General features: G+C 65.0%; 15 protein-coding genes and 1 tRNA gene. 8 read left to right on the top strand and 8 right to left on the bottom strand.

The features are described from left to right. Window positions 1-323: 323 nt before the first annotated feature. Complete coding sequence (locus tag DCG74_RS35745) at window positions 324-380, bottom strand: HipA domain-containing protein (RefSeq protein WP_257187597.1); 57 nt, start codon at window positions 378-380, stop codon at window positions 324-326. Window positions 381-818: 438 nt separating this feature from the next. Here DCG74_RS35745 and DCG74_RS35740 point away from each other — a divergent pair, with 438 nt between their 5' ends. Continuing rightward, window positions 819-2,072, top strand: coding sequence for a site-specific integrase (locus tag DCG74_RS35740; protein WP_172785691.1), 1,254 nt, complete (start codon window positions 819-821; stop codon window positions 2,070-2,072). Between the two features lie 14 nt (window positions 2,073-2,086). Here the strand turns inward: DCG74_RS35740 and DCG74_RS35735 are convergent. Together DCG74_RS35735 and DCG74_RS35730 are read right to left on the bottom strand one after the other, a co-directional pair. Beyond that, window positions 2,087-2,162, bottom strand: a tRNA-Ile gene (locus DCG74_RS35735). A gap of 336 nt (window positions 2,163-2,498) precedes the next feature. After that, entirely contained in the window at window positions 2,499-3,473 is a 975-nt protein-coding gene (locus tag DCG74_RS35730) for a tripartite tricarboxylate transporter substrate binding protein (protein WP_172785692.1), read from the bottom strand. A 107-nt stretch (window positions 3,474-3,580) separates the two neighbouring features. On the opposite strand from DCG74_RS35730, the gene DCG74_RS35725 reads away from it, so the two are divergent. Continuing rightward, window positions 3,581-4,543 carry a TAXI family TRAP transporter solute-binding subunit gene (locus tag DCG74_RS35725; RefSeq protein WP_172785693.1) on the top strand — a complete coding sequence of 321 codons (963 nt, stop codon included), beginning with the start codon at window positions 3,581-3,583 and terminating at the stop codon, window positions 4,541-4,543. A gap of 195 nt (window positions 4,544-4,738) precedes the next feature. Here the strand turns inward: DCG74_RS35725 and DCG74_RS35720 are convergent, their stop codons facing one another. After that, window positions 4,739-5,953, bottom strand: a complete 1,215-nt coding sequence (locus tag DCG74_RS35720) for an ABC transporter substrate-binding protein (RefSeq protein WP_172785694.1) — start codon at window positions 5,951-5,953, stop codon at window positions 4,739-4,741. Window positions 5,954-6,056: 103 nt separating this feature from the next. Then, entirely contained in the window at window positions 6,057-6,950 is an 894-nt protein-coding gene (locus DCG74_RS35715; protein WP_172785695.1) for a helix-turn-helix transcriptional regulator, read from the bottom strand. 280 nt (window positions 6,951-7,230) lie between these two features. Here DCG74_RS35715 and DCG74_RS35710 point away from each other — a divergent pair, with 280 nt between their 5' ends. The 3 genes from DCG74_RS35710 to DCG74_RS35700 are packed head-to-tail and all read left to right on the top strand — an operon-like array spanning window position 7,231 to window position 11,181. Further along, window positions 7,231-8,058 (top strand): substrate-binding domain-containing protein, encoded by an 828-nt coding sequence (locus DCG74_RS35710; protein ID WP_172785696.1) that lies wholly within the window; start codon window positions 7,231-7,233, stop codon window positions 8,056-8,058. A gap of 53 nt (window positions 8,059-8,111) precedes the next feature. Continuing rightward, a complete protein-coding gene (locus tag DCG74_RS35705) occupies window positions 8,112-9,218 on the top strand; it encodes a molybdopterin-binding protein (RefSeq protein WP_172785697.1) in 1,107 nt (368 codons plus the stop codon). 13 nt (window positions 9,219-9,231) lie between these two features. Next, a complete protein-coding gene (locus DCG74_RS35700) occupies window positions 9,232-11,181 on the top strand; it encodes a molybdopterin biosynthesis protein (RefSeq protein WP_172785698.1) in 1,950 nt (649 codons plus the stop codon). A gap of 13 nt (window positions 11,182-11,194) precedes the next feature. Here the strand turns inward: DCG74_RS35700 and DCG74_RS35695 are convergent, their stop codons facing one another. The 3 genes from DCG74_RS35695 to fdhD all read right to left on the bottom strand — a co-directional run bounded on the left by DCG74_RS35695 (window position 11,195) and on the right by fdhD (window position 13,036). Next, the gene (locus DCG74_RS35695) at window positions 11,195-11,431 is read right to left on the bottom strand and encodes a hypothetical protein (protein WP_172785699.1); all 237 of its coding nucleotides are present in this window, start codon (window positions 11,429-11,431) and stop codon (window positions 11,195-11,197) included. Window positions 11,432-11,496: 65 nt separating this feature from the next. Continuing rightward, complete coding sequence (gene mobA / locus DCG74_RS35690) at window positions 11,497-12,144, bottom strand: molybdenum cofactor guanylyltransferase MobA (RefSeq protein ID WP_172785942.1); 648 nt, start codon at window positions 12,142-12,144, stop codon at window positions 11,497-11,499. Between the two features lies 1 nt (window position 12,145). Next, window positions 12,146-13,036, bottom strand: a complete 891-nt coding sequence (gene fdhD, locus DCG74_RS35685) for a formate dehydrogenase accessory sulfurtransferase FdhD (RefSeq protein ID WP_172785700.1) — start codon at window positions 13,034-13,036, stop codon at window positions 12,146-12,148. Between the two features lie 209 nt (window positions 13,037-13,245). Between fdhD and mobB the strand changes: the two genes are divergently transcribed. From mobB to DCG74_RS35670, 3 genes are read left to right on the top strand one after another with little or no spacing between them, the layout of a single operon-like run. Then, window positions 13,246-13,773, top strand: a complete 528-nt coding sequence (mobB, locus tag DCG74_RS35680) for a molybdopterin-guanine dinucleotide biosynthesis protein B (protein ID WP_172785701.1) — start codon at window positions 13,246-13,248, stop codon at window positions 13,771-13,773. A gap of 9 nt (window positions 13,774-13,782) precedes the next feature. Beyond that, window positions 13,783-15,039, top strand: a complete 1,257-nt coding sequence (gene glp, locus DCG74_RS35675; protein WP_172785702.1) for a gephyrin-like molybdotransferase Glp — start codon at window positions 13,783-13,785, stop codon at window positions 15,037-15,039. Between the two features lie 47 nt (window positions 15,040-15,086). Continuing rightward, window positions 15,087-15,320, top strand: a complete 234-nt coding sequence (locus DCG74_RS35670) for a sulfurtransferase TusA family protein (protein ID WP_036011410.1) — start codon at window positions 15,087-15,089, stop codon at window positions 15,318-15,320. Window positions 15,321-15,483: the final 163 nt, after the last annotated feature.

Raw genomic sequence — 15,483 nt, 5'->3', positions numbered from 1 at the left:
TCGGTGAATAGACGTTTGGTCCAGCGCCAGCGCTCGCCCAAGACCGTCATGCTCAAACGCTTGCCATGCGGTTGATCTCGGACGAAGGGCACCGGCTGACTTGGCGACGCTGCGCTATGTGGCGGTAACCTTCGCGACTTTTCTAATGATCGTGCGAGCCTGCGCCAGCGTCAGCCCGAAATGTTCTGATGCCGCCTCGAGCAGGTCGAGCGAGCAGCGCATTCATCCAGATCAATGTTTGTGGTCAACACGCGAGCCTTTACACCGCTTGGCACTGAAATGAGGCCATAGGCCGGAGACAGCGACCAGCCGGCCTTTCAGAGCTATAGGAGGCCGTGGTTGCGCGGGTGGTCGTCGGCATTCGAGATCAGCACGTTCACGACCACACGCCGGTAGAGAGGCTGGGCGTCGGTCTTTCCACACGCCGTGCTACGCGAGGCCGTCTATCCTCACGAGACCGGTAGCTCAAACGATTTGGATATGCGTCTGGGCTATCATGTTCAGTGGCTTCCCGATTTTGCGATATGACCGCCGATCCTTCCCAGGAGAAGGTTGGTGCCTTTACGCAACGAGACCTTACCACCATGACCATCAGGTCCTATCGCAAAATTCCGACCGTCGATGACTTGTAATACACAACCAGAAATTTTGCCAGACACGCCGCTTCGCCTTGCTGATGCCGTGAAGATTGCGTTTCCTTTGGGAGGGATGACGGTCGCGGGGCTACGCCGTGAGCGCGATCGCAACCGATTAGTCATTGAGAAAATCGCCGGCAAGGAATTCACGACGCTGGCGCACATTGAACGGATGCGAGAGCTATGCCGCGGAGAAGCAAGGGGGCTCGACTTCAGCTCAAAGCCGCCCGTCGAAACAAATATGGAAAGATTACCCATCAAGCAACCTGGATCATCAGAGACAACGGTCGGGATGTCGGCACAGGCTGCGCTGCAGGTGAAATTGCAGCCGCGGAGGAAAAGTTAAGGGACTACATCACCTCAAAGCACAAACCAAAGCGAAGAATTCGCCATATAGACGATATCCCGATTGCGGATGTCCTGTCGATTTACTTGGATGCCCAACTAGACAAACTTCGCAGTCGCTTCAGCGTCGACGCCGAAAACGAAGACTCCATTTCGGACATCCGAAAGTTCAAGAAGCGGATCGAACGGCTGAACGATTGGTGGGGCGGAAAAATGCTTGGCGAAGTCAATGGCGAGGCATGCCGGTCCTACACCAAAAGACGTCAAAGAAAGGGTGGGGCTCGCCGCGACCTGGAAGATCTCCGTGCTGCCATCGGCCACCATGCAGCCGAGGGATACCATAGAGAGATCGTGAAGGTCTCCCTGCCCGAGAAGGGCCAGCCGCGAGACAAGTGGTTGACGCGCAGCGATGCGGCTAAACTGATCTGGACCTGTTGGCGCTATCGCGAAATGCAGAAGGGTTCACGTCGGTCGTCGGATGAGACGAAGTTGCCGACGAGCAAACGTCCACTCCGGCATCTTGCTCGTTTCATCTTGTTGGGAATCTACAGCGGCACCCGCGCCGGCGCCATCGCAGCCGCATCTCCTGTGCCCGCCCTTGGTCGCTCATATGTTGATCTGGAGCGCGGCCGCTACTACCGTCTGAAGCAGGGGGCCTCGCAGACCAATAAGCGGCAGCCAACGGTTCCCATTCCCTTGCGCTTGCTTGCTCACCTGCGGCGTTGGCATCGAATCGATCCTGAGGCGAAGCATTTCGTTGAATACAACGGCAAGCCGGTTAACTCAGTCAAGACGGCATTCAAAAGTGCCGTAAGACTCGCGGGGCTTGGACCAGGCATTTCCCCTCACACATTGCGGCATACCGCAGCGACTTGGCTCATGCAGAGAGGGGCGGATCCTTGGCAGGCAGCAGGCTATCTTGGAATGTCACTTGAGGTGTTGCTCAACACCTATGGTCACCATCATCCTGACTACTTGTCTGACGCAGTCGCGAAGATCGCCAAACGGGACCCAGCCGGCGAACGAAAGATGCACGTATCTGGTGCGATATCTGGTGCGGTCATCCCGATGAGGCGAAACGGCTCGTCCTAAGTCACTGATTTCTTTGGTGGGCCCGGCAGGACTCGAACCTGCAACCAGACCGTTATGAGCGGCCGGCTCTAACCATTGAGCTACAGGCCCCGCCGCGAGGCGGCCGCAGGTAGCGCGGCCGGCAACGGTGCGCGGTTCGTTTACAGGGCCTGAGGCGGGGGTGCAATGCTGGCTCTGGTGGCTTGGAACGCCGGCGCGGCATCAAGGGTCGTTTTCGAATACCCGAAATTCGCGATGATGCCTGTATAACCCTGTTTTGCCCGACGGAGCAAACCGCTTTTTCGAAGGTGTCTTCGAGGCGGCGGTAACCCATTGAAATCACTCGCCTCGTCTACTGTGCATGGGGTTGTTTTCGCAACTTTGTTTGAGAGGGCCTGTTGGCCCCCTCAAACGTGGTGCGGCCGGGCTCGGCGGCGGGGCCGCCGCCTAGTCCACCGAGACCCCGGCGAACTCGACCACCTTGCGCCACTTCTCGGTCTCGTCCGCGACCAGCTTGCCGAACTCGGCCGATGTCATCGGCTTAGGCAGGCCGCCGACTTCGGTGAGGCGCGCCACCAGCTTCGGATCCTTCAGCGCTTCGCCGACCGCCTTGTTGAGGATCTCGATCACCTCGGTCGGCGTGCCCTTCGGCGCGGAGATGCCGTAGAAGCCGACCGATTCGAAGCCGGGCACGGTCTCGGCGATCGCGGGCACGTCGGGCACGCTCGGCCAGCGCTGCGGCGAGGTCACGCCGAGCGCCCGGACGTTGCCGCCCTTCACCTGCTCCATCGCCGAGGGCAGATTGTCGAAGATCAGCTGCACCTTGTTGGAGATGATGTCGGGGAAGGCGATCGCCGAGCCGCGATAGGGCACGTGCACCATGTCGCACTTCGTCATCGCCTTGAACAGCTCGGCCGACATGTGCACCGAGGTGCCGTTGCCGGAGGAGGCATAGGTGATCTTGCCGGGATTGGCCTTGCAATAATCGATGAACTCCTGAACCGACTTCGGCGGAAACGCGTTGGAGACGACCAGCATGTTGGTGAGCTGCATGATGCTGGCCACCGGCACGGTGTCGCGCAAAAAGTCGAACGGCAGCTTTTTGTAGAGCGAGGTCGAGATCGCGTTGTTGGGCGCGACGAACAGCAGCGTGTAGCCGTCCGGCGGCGAGTTGATCGCGGCGGCGGCGGCGATGTTGCCGCCGGAGCCGGTGCGGTTCTCGACGATGAATTGCTGGCCGAGCCGGTCCGACAGCCATTGCGCCATGATCCGCGCCACGATGTCGACCGGGCCGCCGGCGGCAAAGCCGATCAGCCAGTGCACGGGACGGTCGGGATAGCCGGCGGCTGCGGGAGGGGTGGCGCTGAAAAGACCCAAGAGGACTGCGAGCCCGAAAACACCGCACCGCAAAATTCGCAACATGACATCTCCCATTGTTCTATTGTCTTTGCGCGGCATGCTTTCACAGAATCAGGTCGCTGCCTACATCGCCGCAAGTCGGTGTTGACGCAGGTCCGCCAGGAGCGACCATGAGATTCGCGATGATCATTCTAGGTGCGGCGCTGCTCGCCAGCCCAGCCGCCGCCCAGACCGGAGGCACGGCCATTCCGACCACGACGATCAGCTTGGGTACGGCGACGCCCGGCGGCGGCTTCCCGCTCTATGGCAACGCCTTCGCGGAGGTGATGAATGCGGCCGATCCGCATCTCACCATCGCGCCGCGCAACACCAAGGGCAGCAACGAGAACATTCCGCTGCTGGAGAAGGGCGAGCTCGACCTCGCGCTGGTCGCGGGCGAGCCGGCCTACGAGGCCTTCGCCGGCATCGGCCGTGCGCCTGTGCGCCTGAAGATTCTCACGGCGATCTATTCCAACCCCGGCATGTTCGTGGTGCGCGCCGACAGTCCCTACACGACGATCCGCGATCTCGTCGGTCAGCCCGTCGCGTTCGGCGCCAAGGGCTCCGGCCTGCCGATCCTGGCGCGCTATGTGCTCGATGGTCTCGGGCTGAAGCAGGACGAGGACTTCAAGGCGATCTATCTCGACCGCGCCGGCGACGGCCCCGCGATGGTCGAGGACGGCCGCGTCGCTGCGCTCTGGGGCGCCGGCATCGGCTGGCCCGGCTTTGCCGCGGTCGCGTCGAGCGCATCAGGTGCGCGCTTCATCGCCCCAAGTGCTGACGAGATCGCGCGCATCCGCGCCAAGCATGCGTTCCTGAAGCCGCTGACGGTGCCGGCGGGCAGTTACCCGAAGCAGACCGAGCCGATCGCCTCGCTCGGCTCCTGGAGTTTTGTTCTCACGCGCGAAGATCTGCCTGACGACATCGCCTATCGCCTCGCCAAGACGCTGCGTGGCAATGAGGCGACGTTCTGCAAGAAGCTCGCGCAGGCCTGCGAGACCACCGCCGCAAACACGGTCGCGGCGGCGCCGAAGGCAGAGCTGATCCATCCTGGCGTGATGACGTATTTTCGCGAGATCGGGGTGGTGAAGTAGCGAACTTTCGACGACGCGCTTTCTCCCTTCTCCCCTTGTGGGAGAAGGTGGCGCGAAGCGCCGGATGAGGGGTTCTCTCCGCTCGTGAAGTTGTTCGTGAGGATAGATACCCCTCACCCGGCTTCGCTTCGCGAATCCACCCTCTCCCACAAGGGGAGAGGGTGCACCGTCATCGCGGCTTCATATTAGCCAAACCTATTTCTTCACCATCGCACACGCCGGGTCCGGCGGACCGAACGCCTTGTCGCCGGAGATGGTGGTGAGGATCTTGTAATAGTCCCACGGATATTTGCTCTCCTCCGGCGTCTTCACCTGCACCAGCCAGAGATCGTGCACCATCAGATTGTCCTCGCGCAGCTTGCCGTTGCGGGCGAAGAAATCCTCGATCGGCTTCTCGCGCATCTTCGCCGCCACTTTCAGCGGATCGTCGGTGCCGGTCTCCTTGATGGCGTTGAGATAGTGCATCACGCTGGAATAGACGCCGGCCTGCCACATCGACGGCATCTTGTTCATCTTGGCGAAATAGCGCTTCGACCATTCGCGGGTCTTGTCGTCCATGTCCCAGTAGAACGAGGTGGTCAGGAGCAGGCCTTGCGCCGCCTGCAGTCCGAGGCCGTGGATGTCGGTGATCAGCGCCAGCAGCGCCGCCATCTGCTGGCCGCCCTTGAACACGCCGAACTCGGCGCCGGTCTTGATCTCGTTCATGTTGTTGGGGGGACCGGCGGCAATGCCGATGATCTTGGCCTTGGAGGCCTGCGCCTGCAGCACGAAGGAGGAGAGATCGGGCGTTGCCAATGGCGGCCGCACCGAGCCCAGCACCTTGCCGCCATTGGCGGTGACGACGGCGGAAGCGTCGCGCTCCAGCGAATGGCCGAAGGCATAATCGTCGGTGATGAAGAACCAGCTGTCGCCGCCGCGCTTGACCACGGCGTCCGCAGTGCCGACCGCGAGCGCGCGGGTGTCGAACACCCATTGGATGGCGTAAGGCGAGCAGAACTTGCCGTGGAAATCCGCGGTCCCGGTGGAGTGGGTGATGAACAGCCGCTTCTTCTCGTTGGCGACGTTCTGCACCGCGAGGCCAACCGCGGAGACGGGCACGTCTACGATCAGATCGACCTGGTCGACGTCGTACCAACGCCGCGCGATCGTGCCGCCGATGTCGGCCTTGAGCTGGTGGTCGCCGATCACGATGCTGATCGGCTTGCCGAGCACCTTGCCGCCGAAATCGTCGATCGCCATCTGCGCGGCGGTCACCGAGCCCTGGCCGGTCGGCGCCGAGGCCGGGCCGTTCATGTCGGTGAGAACGCCGATCTTGACGACGTCGTCGGAAACCTGCGCCCTGGCCGCGCCCGGCAGCAGCGCTGCCGCAAGTGCGGCCGCGACGGGCAGTCCAAATCTCGTTGAATACACGTTTCTCCTCCCCTGATCCGGCGCGTTGGCCGGTGTTGCTTGTTCCGGGTATGGCCCGGCTGAATTGGTTTCTTTTGCAACTAATAGGGGGCAGGCGTCAATGTCAGGCTGCGAAGCGGATCAGTCCTGCGGGCGAGGGATCGTAACCGGTCAGCTCTTCCGCGCGCTGGCGCAGCCGCCGATCGTTCATGAAGCGGAGCAGGGCCTGCATGGCAGGGCGGAAATAGCTGCGCTGCCGCATCGCAAGGTCGAAATTCTCCCAGACCAGCGGCACGAAATCGAGGCCGGCCGAGCGCGCCGCGGCGCGCGTCGCGATGCCGCAATCGGCCTGGCCGGCGCGAACCAGCTCGGCAAGATCCGGGCCCGTCAAAGCCGGCGTCTCGATGCGGCGCAGGTCCCGCATCGAGGCGCCCGCACGCTTCAGCAGCACGTCGAGCAGCATCTGCGCGCCCGTGCCCTGTTGCCGCGTCGCCATCCGGGCGCCGGCTGCGAGCACGTCCGTCAGGCTGTGCAGGTGCTGGGGATTGCCGTGTGGCAGCACGAGGCCTTCTTCGCGGCGGACGAACGCGACCAGCACCGCATCATGCAGGTCCGGCGTGGTCCGCAGCGCTTCCATACTGGCATCGCCGGCGAGATTGTCGGAGGCATCCAGGGCGTGGAAGTGCACAGCCGCGGCCATCACCTCGTTGCGCTGCAAGCGCTCGACCCCGCGCGCGCTGCCCTCGCTCATCGATCCGAGCCCGGAGCCGGACTCGCGCAGGCTCCAATCCAAGAGCTCGTCCTGGCTGCCGCCGACGACCGGCGGCGGCTCGGCGATCAACATGCCGGCCGGACGCGCCAGGCCCGACAGGACCCAGAGATCGAGCTCGTGCCGTGGGAAGAGCCATTTCCCCGTCACCTTGCTGCAGGGGATCGCACCGGTGGTGACGAGTTCGTAGAGCTTGCGTTCGCCGAGCCGAAGGTAGTCGGCGGCTTCGCTGGTGGTCAGGAATTCCATCCTGCATTCCTATGCAAATTCTTGCTTCTTTTTGACGTCCGACGCAGGTGAAATTCTGCATTTCAGATTTTTGTCGCGGGAACCATGCCCGATCATCTCGCTGCTTTGCAACACATCCGCACGCGCGATTTTCGCTTTGGTGAACGATCCCAAACGATCGTTCGCGCGCTATGTCTCGACGAAATTGCCGAAATTTCCCGACTGGCAACGCAAAAACGCGTCACGAGTGCGGCGCAATCGATCATCATCATGATCGCGTCAAACCTGAGGGAACCCGATCATGGGCCGCCTGTCCGTTGCACTTGTGCTCCTCTGCGGCCTTGCCGCAGGCATTGCGGCGTCATCCGCGGAGGAGCGCAGAATCGTCCTCGCTTCGACGACGGCGACGCAGGAGTCCGGGCTGCTCGACTATCTGCTGCCGATCTTCCGCGACAGGACCGGCATTGACGTCACCGTGATCGCGCGGCGCGCCGACGAGGTGCTCGATGGTGCGCGGCGGGGCGAGGTCGACGTCGTGCTGATGCACGCGCGGCCACAGGAGGAGAAGTTCGTTGCCGACGGCTTTGGCGTGAAGCGCTACGACGTGATGTACAGCGACTATGTGCTGATCGGGCCGAAGAGCGATCCCGCGGGCGTGAAGGGCAAGGACATCGCGACGGCGCTGAAGGCGATCGAAGCCAAGGGCGCGCCGTTCGTGACGCGCGGCGATCGCTCGGGCACCCACGCCGCGGAGCTCGCGCTTTGGATCGTGGCCGGCATCGATATCGCCGGCGCCAAGGGCGCCTGGTATCGCGAGGCCGGGCCCGGCATGGCCGCGGCGCTCGAGGCCGCGCGCGCCGCCAATGCTTACGAGCTGGCGGATCGCGGCAGCTGGATCGCCTTCAGGGATCGCGGCGATCTCGACATCGTCGTCGAAGGCGACCGGCGGCTGCTCAACCAATATGGCGTGATGCTGGTGAACCCTGCGAAGTTCCCGAACGTGAAGAAGGACCTCGCGCAGACTTTCGTCGACTGGCTGACGTCGCCCGAGGGGCAGACGGCGATCGCCGGCTACAAGGTCGACGCGCAGCAACTGTTTTTCCCCAATTCGGACAGGTCGGGCGGCTGAAGCCGGCATCGCCGGCGGTTGCCAAACCGGACGATGCATGGTCCTCATGGCGCATGACCCAGCGCCTGCCGCCCTCGCTCACGCCGCTCGACACCGCGCTCGCCGCGCTGTTGCGGGGCGTTGATCCCGTTGCGCCGGTGGAGGTGCCGCTGGCGGAGGCGATCGGCTGCATCGCGGCTGGCGATCCGCTGCTCGCCGCCCATCCTTCGCGCGACATTGCGGCCGTAGACGGTTGGGCGCTATCGGCCAACGATCTCGTCGGCGCGTCCGCTTATTCGCCCGTGCCGCTGACAACGGCCCCTGCATGGGTCGAGGCCGGTGACACGATGCCGGCGGGATGCGACTGCGTGCTCGATGCCGACGCCGTGGAGATGTCGGGGCCGCTTGCCCAGGTGCTCGCAGAGGGGGCGCCGGGGCAGGGTGTCAGGCGCGCCGGCAGCGACATCGCCGCGCGCATGGCCGTGGCGGCTGCGGGCCATCCCATCGGTGCGGCGGACCTGCTGCTCGCGCGCGTGGCGGGCGTGGAGAAACTCGCCGTCAGGCGGCCGCGGCTGCGCATCGTCAATGTGCCGAGTGGAACGGTCACGGCGCAGATGATTGCCGGGATCGCGCACACAGCGGGACTGGATGTGGAAACGCGTCAAGCGCGTGCGCGCGATGAAGCGTCGATCGCCGATGCGCTCGATGCGTCGTCTTGCGACGTTCTGCTGACCATCGGCGGTAGCGGTGTCGGCCGCCAGGACGCTGCCATCGCGGCCCTCGCCCGGCGCGGCGAGGTGATGGCGCACGGCCTTGCGCTGCAGCCGGGACGCACGGCGGCGGTCGGACGGCTGGGACGGGTTCCCGTCATTGCCTTGCCCGGCTCACCCGATCATGCGCTTGCAGTCTGGCTTGCACTCGTGCTGCCGCTCGTCGAGCGTTTGTCGGCGCATCGGCCGCGCCGAAAAGTGTCGCTGCCGCTTGCGCGAAAAATCGCCTCCAGCGTCGGCCTGACGGAAATCGCTTTGCTGGCCGAGGAACATCGTGCCTGGATACCGCTTGCCGTGGGCGAATGGCCGCTCCAGGCGGTCGCCCGTGCGGACGCATGGCTGCTGATTTCCGCGAGCGACGAGGGATTTGCGGCAGGTACGCCGATCGATGCCGATCTGATGCCGGCGTGATATGGGTTCTGGTATGACGATGATCCCGAAATCACCAGACCGCAGCGCGCTCGAGCAGGAGCAGTTCCTCAAGATCCTGTCGCGCGAGGAGGCCTTGGCGCGCTTCGAGGCGGCCTTGTTCCCGCGTGCGCTTCAAACCGAAACGCGCAAGCTCGTGGCTGCGCTGGGCACTGCCCTCGCTGAAGACGTCACGGCGCCGATCGACGTGCCGCCGTTCGACCGCTCCAATGTCGACGGCTTCGCCGTGCGCTCCGCCGACCTTGCGGCGGCCGGCGAGGGCGCGCCGGTGCGCCTCGCGCTGAATGGCGAGACCATTCATTGCGGGACCGCGCCGATACTGCAGGTGGCGGCCGGAACCGCAACGGCGATCGCCACCGGAGGTCCGTTGCCGCGCGGCGCCGATGCCGTGGTCATGGTCGAGCACACCCAGCCGGCCGGCCAGGATGCGATCGATGTCCGTCGCGCCGTCTCGCCGGGGCTATTCGTCTCGTATGCCGGATCCGACATCGCGCGCGGCGAGGCTTTGCTGCGCGCCGGCACCATCATCGGCTCGCGCGAGATCGGCATGCTGGCGGCTTGCGGTGTCGCCGAGGTGAGTGTCGTGCGCAGACCGCGGGTTGCCGTCATCTCCACCGGGGACGAGCTGGTTCAGCCCGGCCAGGTGCTCGGGCCCGCCGAGATCTACGATACCAACGGCGCCATCGTCGCGGCCGCGATCGACGAAAACGGTGGTGAGGCTGTCTTCCTAGGCGCCATTCCGGACGACGAAGCCAAGCTCGAAGCCGCCATGCGCGACGCGCTTGCGGATGCCGACATGCTGGTGCTGTCGGGCGGCACGTCGAAAGGCGCGGGCGACCTCTCTCATCGCATCATCGGCCGGCTCGGCGCACCCGGCATCATCGCCCACGGCGTTGCGCTCAAGCCCGGCAAGCCGCTGTGCCTTGCGGTGTGCGACGGCAAACCTGTCGTGATCCTGCCGGGCTTTCCAACCTCGGCGATGTTCACCTTCCACGACATGATCGTGCCGGTGCTGCGCAGGATGGCCGGACTGCCGCCGCGTTCCGATGCCAAGGTGAACGTGACCGTGCCGGTGCGCATCGCCTCCGAGCTCGGCCGCACCGAATTCGTCATGGTTTCGCTGGTCCAGGGCAGGGCGGGTCTCATCGCCTATCCCTCCGGCAAGGGGTCTGGTGCGATCACGTCCTTTGCGCAGGCGGACGGCTTTCTGCGCATCGACGCACTTGCCGACCAGATGCCGGCCGGCACCGAAACCGAGGTGACGCTGTTCACGCCGCATGTGCGCGTGCCGGATCTCGTCATCGTCGGCAGCCATTGCACCGGCCTCGATCTCGTCACCGCACAGCTCGCGCATGCCAGCCTGACCGTGCGCTCAATCGCGGTCGGCAGCCTTGGAGGATTGGCGGCGGCCAAGCGCGGCGAATGCGATCTCGCGCCGATCCATCTGTTCGACGATCGCAGCGAGACCTACAACACGCCCTATCTCGTCGAAGGACTCGAGCTCGTCGCCGGCTGGCGGCGGATGCAGGGCATTGTCTTCCGCAAGGGCGACAAACGTTTCGAAGGCCTGAGCGCAAAGGAGGCTGTTGCGGCTGCGCTCGCCGACCCCACCTGCATCATGGTCAACCGCAACCAGGGCGCCGGCACGCGCATCCTGATCGACCGGCTGCTCGGCGGCGTCCGGCCGGAAGGCTATTGGAACCAGCCGCGTTCGCACAATGCGGTTGCGGCGGCCGTGGCGCAGCACCGCGCCGACTGGGGCATGACCATTGCGCCGGTCGCCCACGCCGGCGGCCTCGGTTTCATTCCGCTGGCCGAAGAGCATTACGATTTCGCGCTGGTGACCGCGCGCAAGGATCGGCCGGCCGTGCGGGCCTTTCTCGATGCGCTCGGCTCGAGCGCAGCGCGCGCCGCACTTGAGCGCGCGGGTTTCCGGCCTGCGTAGATATCAGCGAGGGCTACGGTTGCGACGCCTGGTCGGTGGCGCTGGCGGCCTGATCGGATTGCTCGCGCCTGCGCTTCCGTTCCTCGGCCTCGGCCAGCGCACGCTGCGCGGCGGCCGGCAACGGCTTCGGATCGGGCGGAACCTCGACGGTGTCAGGCTTGCTCAGCTGCTTCGTGCGATCGATCACATCCGAAACATCGAGCGCAAGATCGACGACATCGAAGACGACATCAAGGAGAGAGTCGGCCATGGTTCATCCCGGGGACAACGTACCGATCATTGGTCGTTCCCCAGCTCGGTCGGGTTCACGGCAGCTCAACGCAGCGGCTTAGGATGGTCATCCAGCGTCGCCAGCCGCTCGGCCTCGGCAATGTCCTCGACCGTGTTCGCATTGAAGAACGGATCGACCGGCTCGGTCGGCCAGGTCACTGTCGCGAGCGGATAGCGCGCGGTCCAGCGGTCGATCTTGCGGAGGTCTTCGACCACGAGGGCGTGGCGCAGCTCCTCACGCAAGGCGACACGCCACAGGCCGATCACCGGATGCGACTGCTCATCTGATGCAGCGACCGCGAGCTGTGCGTTCTCATGCGCGCGCGCCTCATGCAGGCGCGCCACGAGGTCGCGAGGCAGGAACGGGCAGTCGCCGGCGGCGCTGAGCACCCATTCGATCTCCGGCCGGTTCGCCGCGGTCCAGTCGAGCGCCGCGAGGATGCCGGCGAGGGGGCCGGGGAAGCCGGGCACGTCGTCGGCGACGACCTGCAAGCCGAACGCGGCAAAGCGGGCGGGATCGCCGTTGGCGTTGAGGATCAGCTCGCTGCACTGGGGCGAGAGACGCGCGATCACGCGTTCCAGAATGGTGCGGCCACCGATGGTGCGCATCGGCTTGTCGCCGCCGCCCATGCGCCGCGCCAGCCCGCCGGCGAGCAGCACGCCAAGGGTCGGCGGAACACGCGCCGCGGACATGTCAGTCGTCACCGCCTTCACCCTTGCGCTTGTGCTTGGCCGATTCCTCTTCGACATAAGTGAGGTTCTGGTCGTAGACGATGCGCTCTTCGCCTGCGAGCACGATGAAGCGCTTGCCGCGGGTGCGTCCGACCAGCGTCAGGCCGACCTGTCTTGCGAGATCGACACCCCAGGCGGTGAAGCCGGAGCGCGACACCAGGATCGGAATGCCCATGCGCACGGTCTTGATCACCATCTCCGAGGTGAGGCGCCCGGTGGTGTAGAGGATCTTGTCGGAAGCGTCGACGCCGTGGCGGTACATCCAGCCCGCGATCTTGTCGACGGCGTTGTGGCGGCCGACATCCTCGGTGTAGCAGAGCGGCGTGCCCTCCTTGCACAGCACGCAGCCGTGGATCGCGCCGGCCTCCAGGTAAAGCGAGGGCATGGTGTTGATGGTCTGCGTCATCTGGTAGAGCCAGGAGGTGCGCAGCTCCGCCTTGGGCAGCGCGACGCTCTCGACCGCCTCCAGGAGGTCGCCGAAGGCGGTGCCCTGCGCGCAGCCGGACGTCTGCGTGCGCTTCTTCAGCTTGGCCTCGAAATTGGTGTGGTGTGAGGTGCGCACGACGACCACCTGGAGGTCGTCGTCGTACTCGACCTCGGTGACCACGTCATTATATTTCAGCATGTTCTGGTTCAGCAGGTAGCCGAGCGCCAGATATTCGGGGTAGTCGCCGATCGTCATCATGGTGACGATCTCCTGGGCGTTCAAATAGAGCGTCAGCGGCCGCTCCATCGGCACCTTGATCTCGACCCTGGCGCCGGTCTGGTCGGTGCCGGTCACGCTCTGGGTCAGGCGTGGATCGTCCGGATTGGGGACGATCAGGGGCACCGGGGCTTTGTCGATCTTCATCATGGCGGCGAGGTTAGCATGACATTCGGGTCAAGCCGATATAAGCATGGCCGGGAATGGGCAAAATGCCTCCGCTCGTCATTGCGAGCGGAGCGAAGCAATCCAGAATCCTTTCGCGGCGGCAGTCTGGATTGCTTCGCTGCGCTCGCAATGACACGGAGGGGGCCGCGGTTCCAGAAGGGACCTGGGTCGTTCGCGGACACGGAGCTGGAATGAAAGTCATCGGCCTTGCAGGATGGAGCGGTGCGGGCAAGACCACGCTGTTGACGCGGCTGATTCCGCATTTCAACGCGCAAGGCCTGCGCGTCTCCGTGATCAAGCATGCGCATCACCAGTTCGACGTCGACGTGCCCGGCAAGGATTCCTGGCGCCATCGCGAGGCCGGTGCGGCGGAGGTGCTGGTTGCTTCGTCGAAACGCTGGGCGCTGATGCATGAGCTGCGCGGGGCGGCGGAGCCGCGGCTGCCGGAGCTGCTCGAGAAACTCTCCGCGGTCGATCTCGTCGTGGTCGAGGGATTCAAGCGTGAGCCGCATCGCAAGATCGAGGTGCATCGTGCCGCCAACGGCAAGCCGCTGCTGTTTCCGGACGATCCCGGGATTGCCGGGATCGCGACGGACGTCGCGATTGACACGCGGCTGCCGACTGTCCATCTCGACGATATCGAAGGCGCCGCGGCATTGATGCTACGGGCGGCGATGCCGGTCGAGGAAGCGGTGGCAAGAAGCGCCGCGATACGCTGACGAGGCACCATGGCGCAACTGTCGGACGATTGCTTTGCCTTCGGTGGCCCGATGATGTCGGTCGACGAAGCCGTTGGCCTCATCACGACGCGCGTCAGTGCGATCGTCGATCTCGAGACGGTTGGGCTCGCCGACGCGGACGGACGCGTGCTCGCGGGCGATGTGGCCGCGCCTCTGCCGCTGCCGCCCTTCACCAACTCCGCCGTCGACGGCTACGCGGTGCGCAACGCGGACCTTCCGGCAAGGGCGGAACAGGCGTTCCCGCTCGACGGTCGCATTCAGGCCGGCGGCCTTGCGCAGGCGCCGATCAAGCCCGGCCACACCGCGCGCATCTTCACCGGCGCGCCGATGCCGCCGGACGCGGAGACCGTCTTCATGCAGGAGGACGTCCGCATCGATGAGTCCGGGAAGATCGTGTTGCCGCCGGGGCTGAAGCCCGGCGCCAATGTGCGACCCGCAGGCGAGGACATTCCCCAAGGACACGTCGCGCTCCGCGCCGGCCAGCGCCTGCGGCCGCAGCATGTCGCGCTTGCCGCCGCGTTCGGCCTGACGAGGCTCGACGTCGTCAGGCGCATCCGTGTTGCCGTGTTCTCGACCGGCGACGAACTGGCTTCACCCGGCGAGCCGCGCGCCGCTTCGCAATTGTTCGATTCCAACCGCTTCATGCTGATGGCGATGCTGCGGCGGCTCGGCTGCGAGGTCAGCGATCTCGGCATTCTGCGCGACGAGCGAACGTCACTGGCGAGCGGCCTGAAGCGGGTTGCAGGCGACCATGACCTGATCCTCACCACCGGCGGCGTCTCGACCGGGGAGGAGGATCACGTCAAGGCGGCTGTGGAGAGCATCGGCTCACTGGTGCTGTGGCGGATGGCGATCAAGCCGGGCCGTCCCGTGGCGATGGGGATCGTCGCCGGCACACCGCTGATCGGACTGCCCGGCAATCCCGTCGCGAGCTTTGTCACCTTCGTCCATGTGGTGCGGCCGACGGTGCTGGCGCTGGCGGGTGGGCTGCCGGAGCCGCTGTTGCCGATTCCGGTGCGTGCTGCGTTTACCTACAAGAAGAAGGCCGGGCGGCGTGAATATGTGCGCGCCTCGTTGCGGCGCGCGCAGGACGGCGGGCTCGAGGCGATCAAGTTCCCGCGCGAAGGGGCCGGGCTCTTGTCCTCGCTGGTCGAGACCGACGGCCTCGTCGAGCTCGGCGAGGACATCACGAATGTCGAGCCGGGGCAGGATGTCGGCTTCCTGCCCTACGCCAGCCTGATCTGAGGCCTCCCCGCGTTGACGCAGCCGTTCCACGCCGCCATGGTGCGGCCATGACCAGGACGACACTCGATCTCACCGGGCTGAAATGCCCGCTGCCGGCGCTCAAGACGCGCAAGGCGCTCAAGCCGCTCAAGGCAGGCGACCAGCTCGAAGTTCACTGCACCGATCCGCTCTCGGTGATCGATATCCCCAATCTGATCCGCGAGACCGGCGACAAGGTCGAGATCACCGAGCGCAACGAGGCGCGCATCGTGTTCCTGGTCGAAAAGAGTGACGCCCCGTAGAAGGCGATGTTCACGGCGGCGGCCTTTGTGCTCCCGCCGTAGCCTCGGACCGGGCATTCGATAGGACTTCGCTATCGCAGCACGGGACACCTTTATTGATCTCCCGACCAATTCGGGCTTCGCTCCATCAATGGCCCGTTGGGACGAAACGCAGGCCGTGTCT

Source organism: Bradyrhizobium sp. WBAH42, assembly GCF_024585265.1.
In the GTDB taxonomy this organism is placed as follows: domain Bacteria; phylum Pseudomonadota; class Alphaproteobacteria; order Rhizobiales; family Xanthobacteraceae; genus Bradyrhizobium.
Note: the sequence above shows the minus strand (reverse complement) of the source record. Positions and strands in the feature narration are given on the sequence as shown.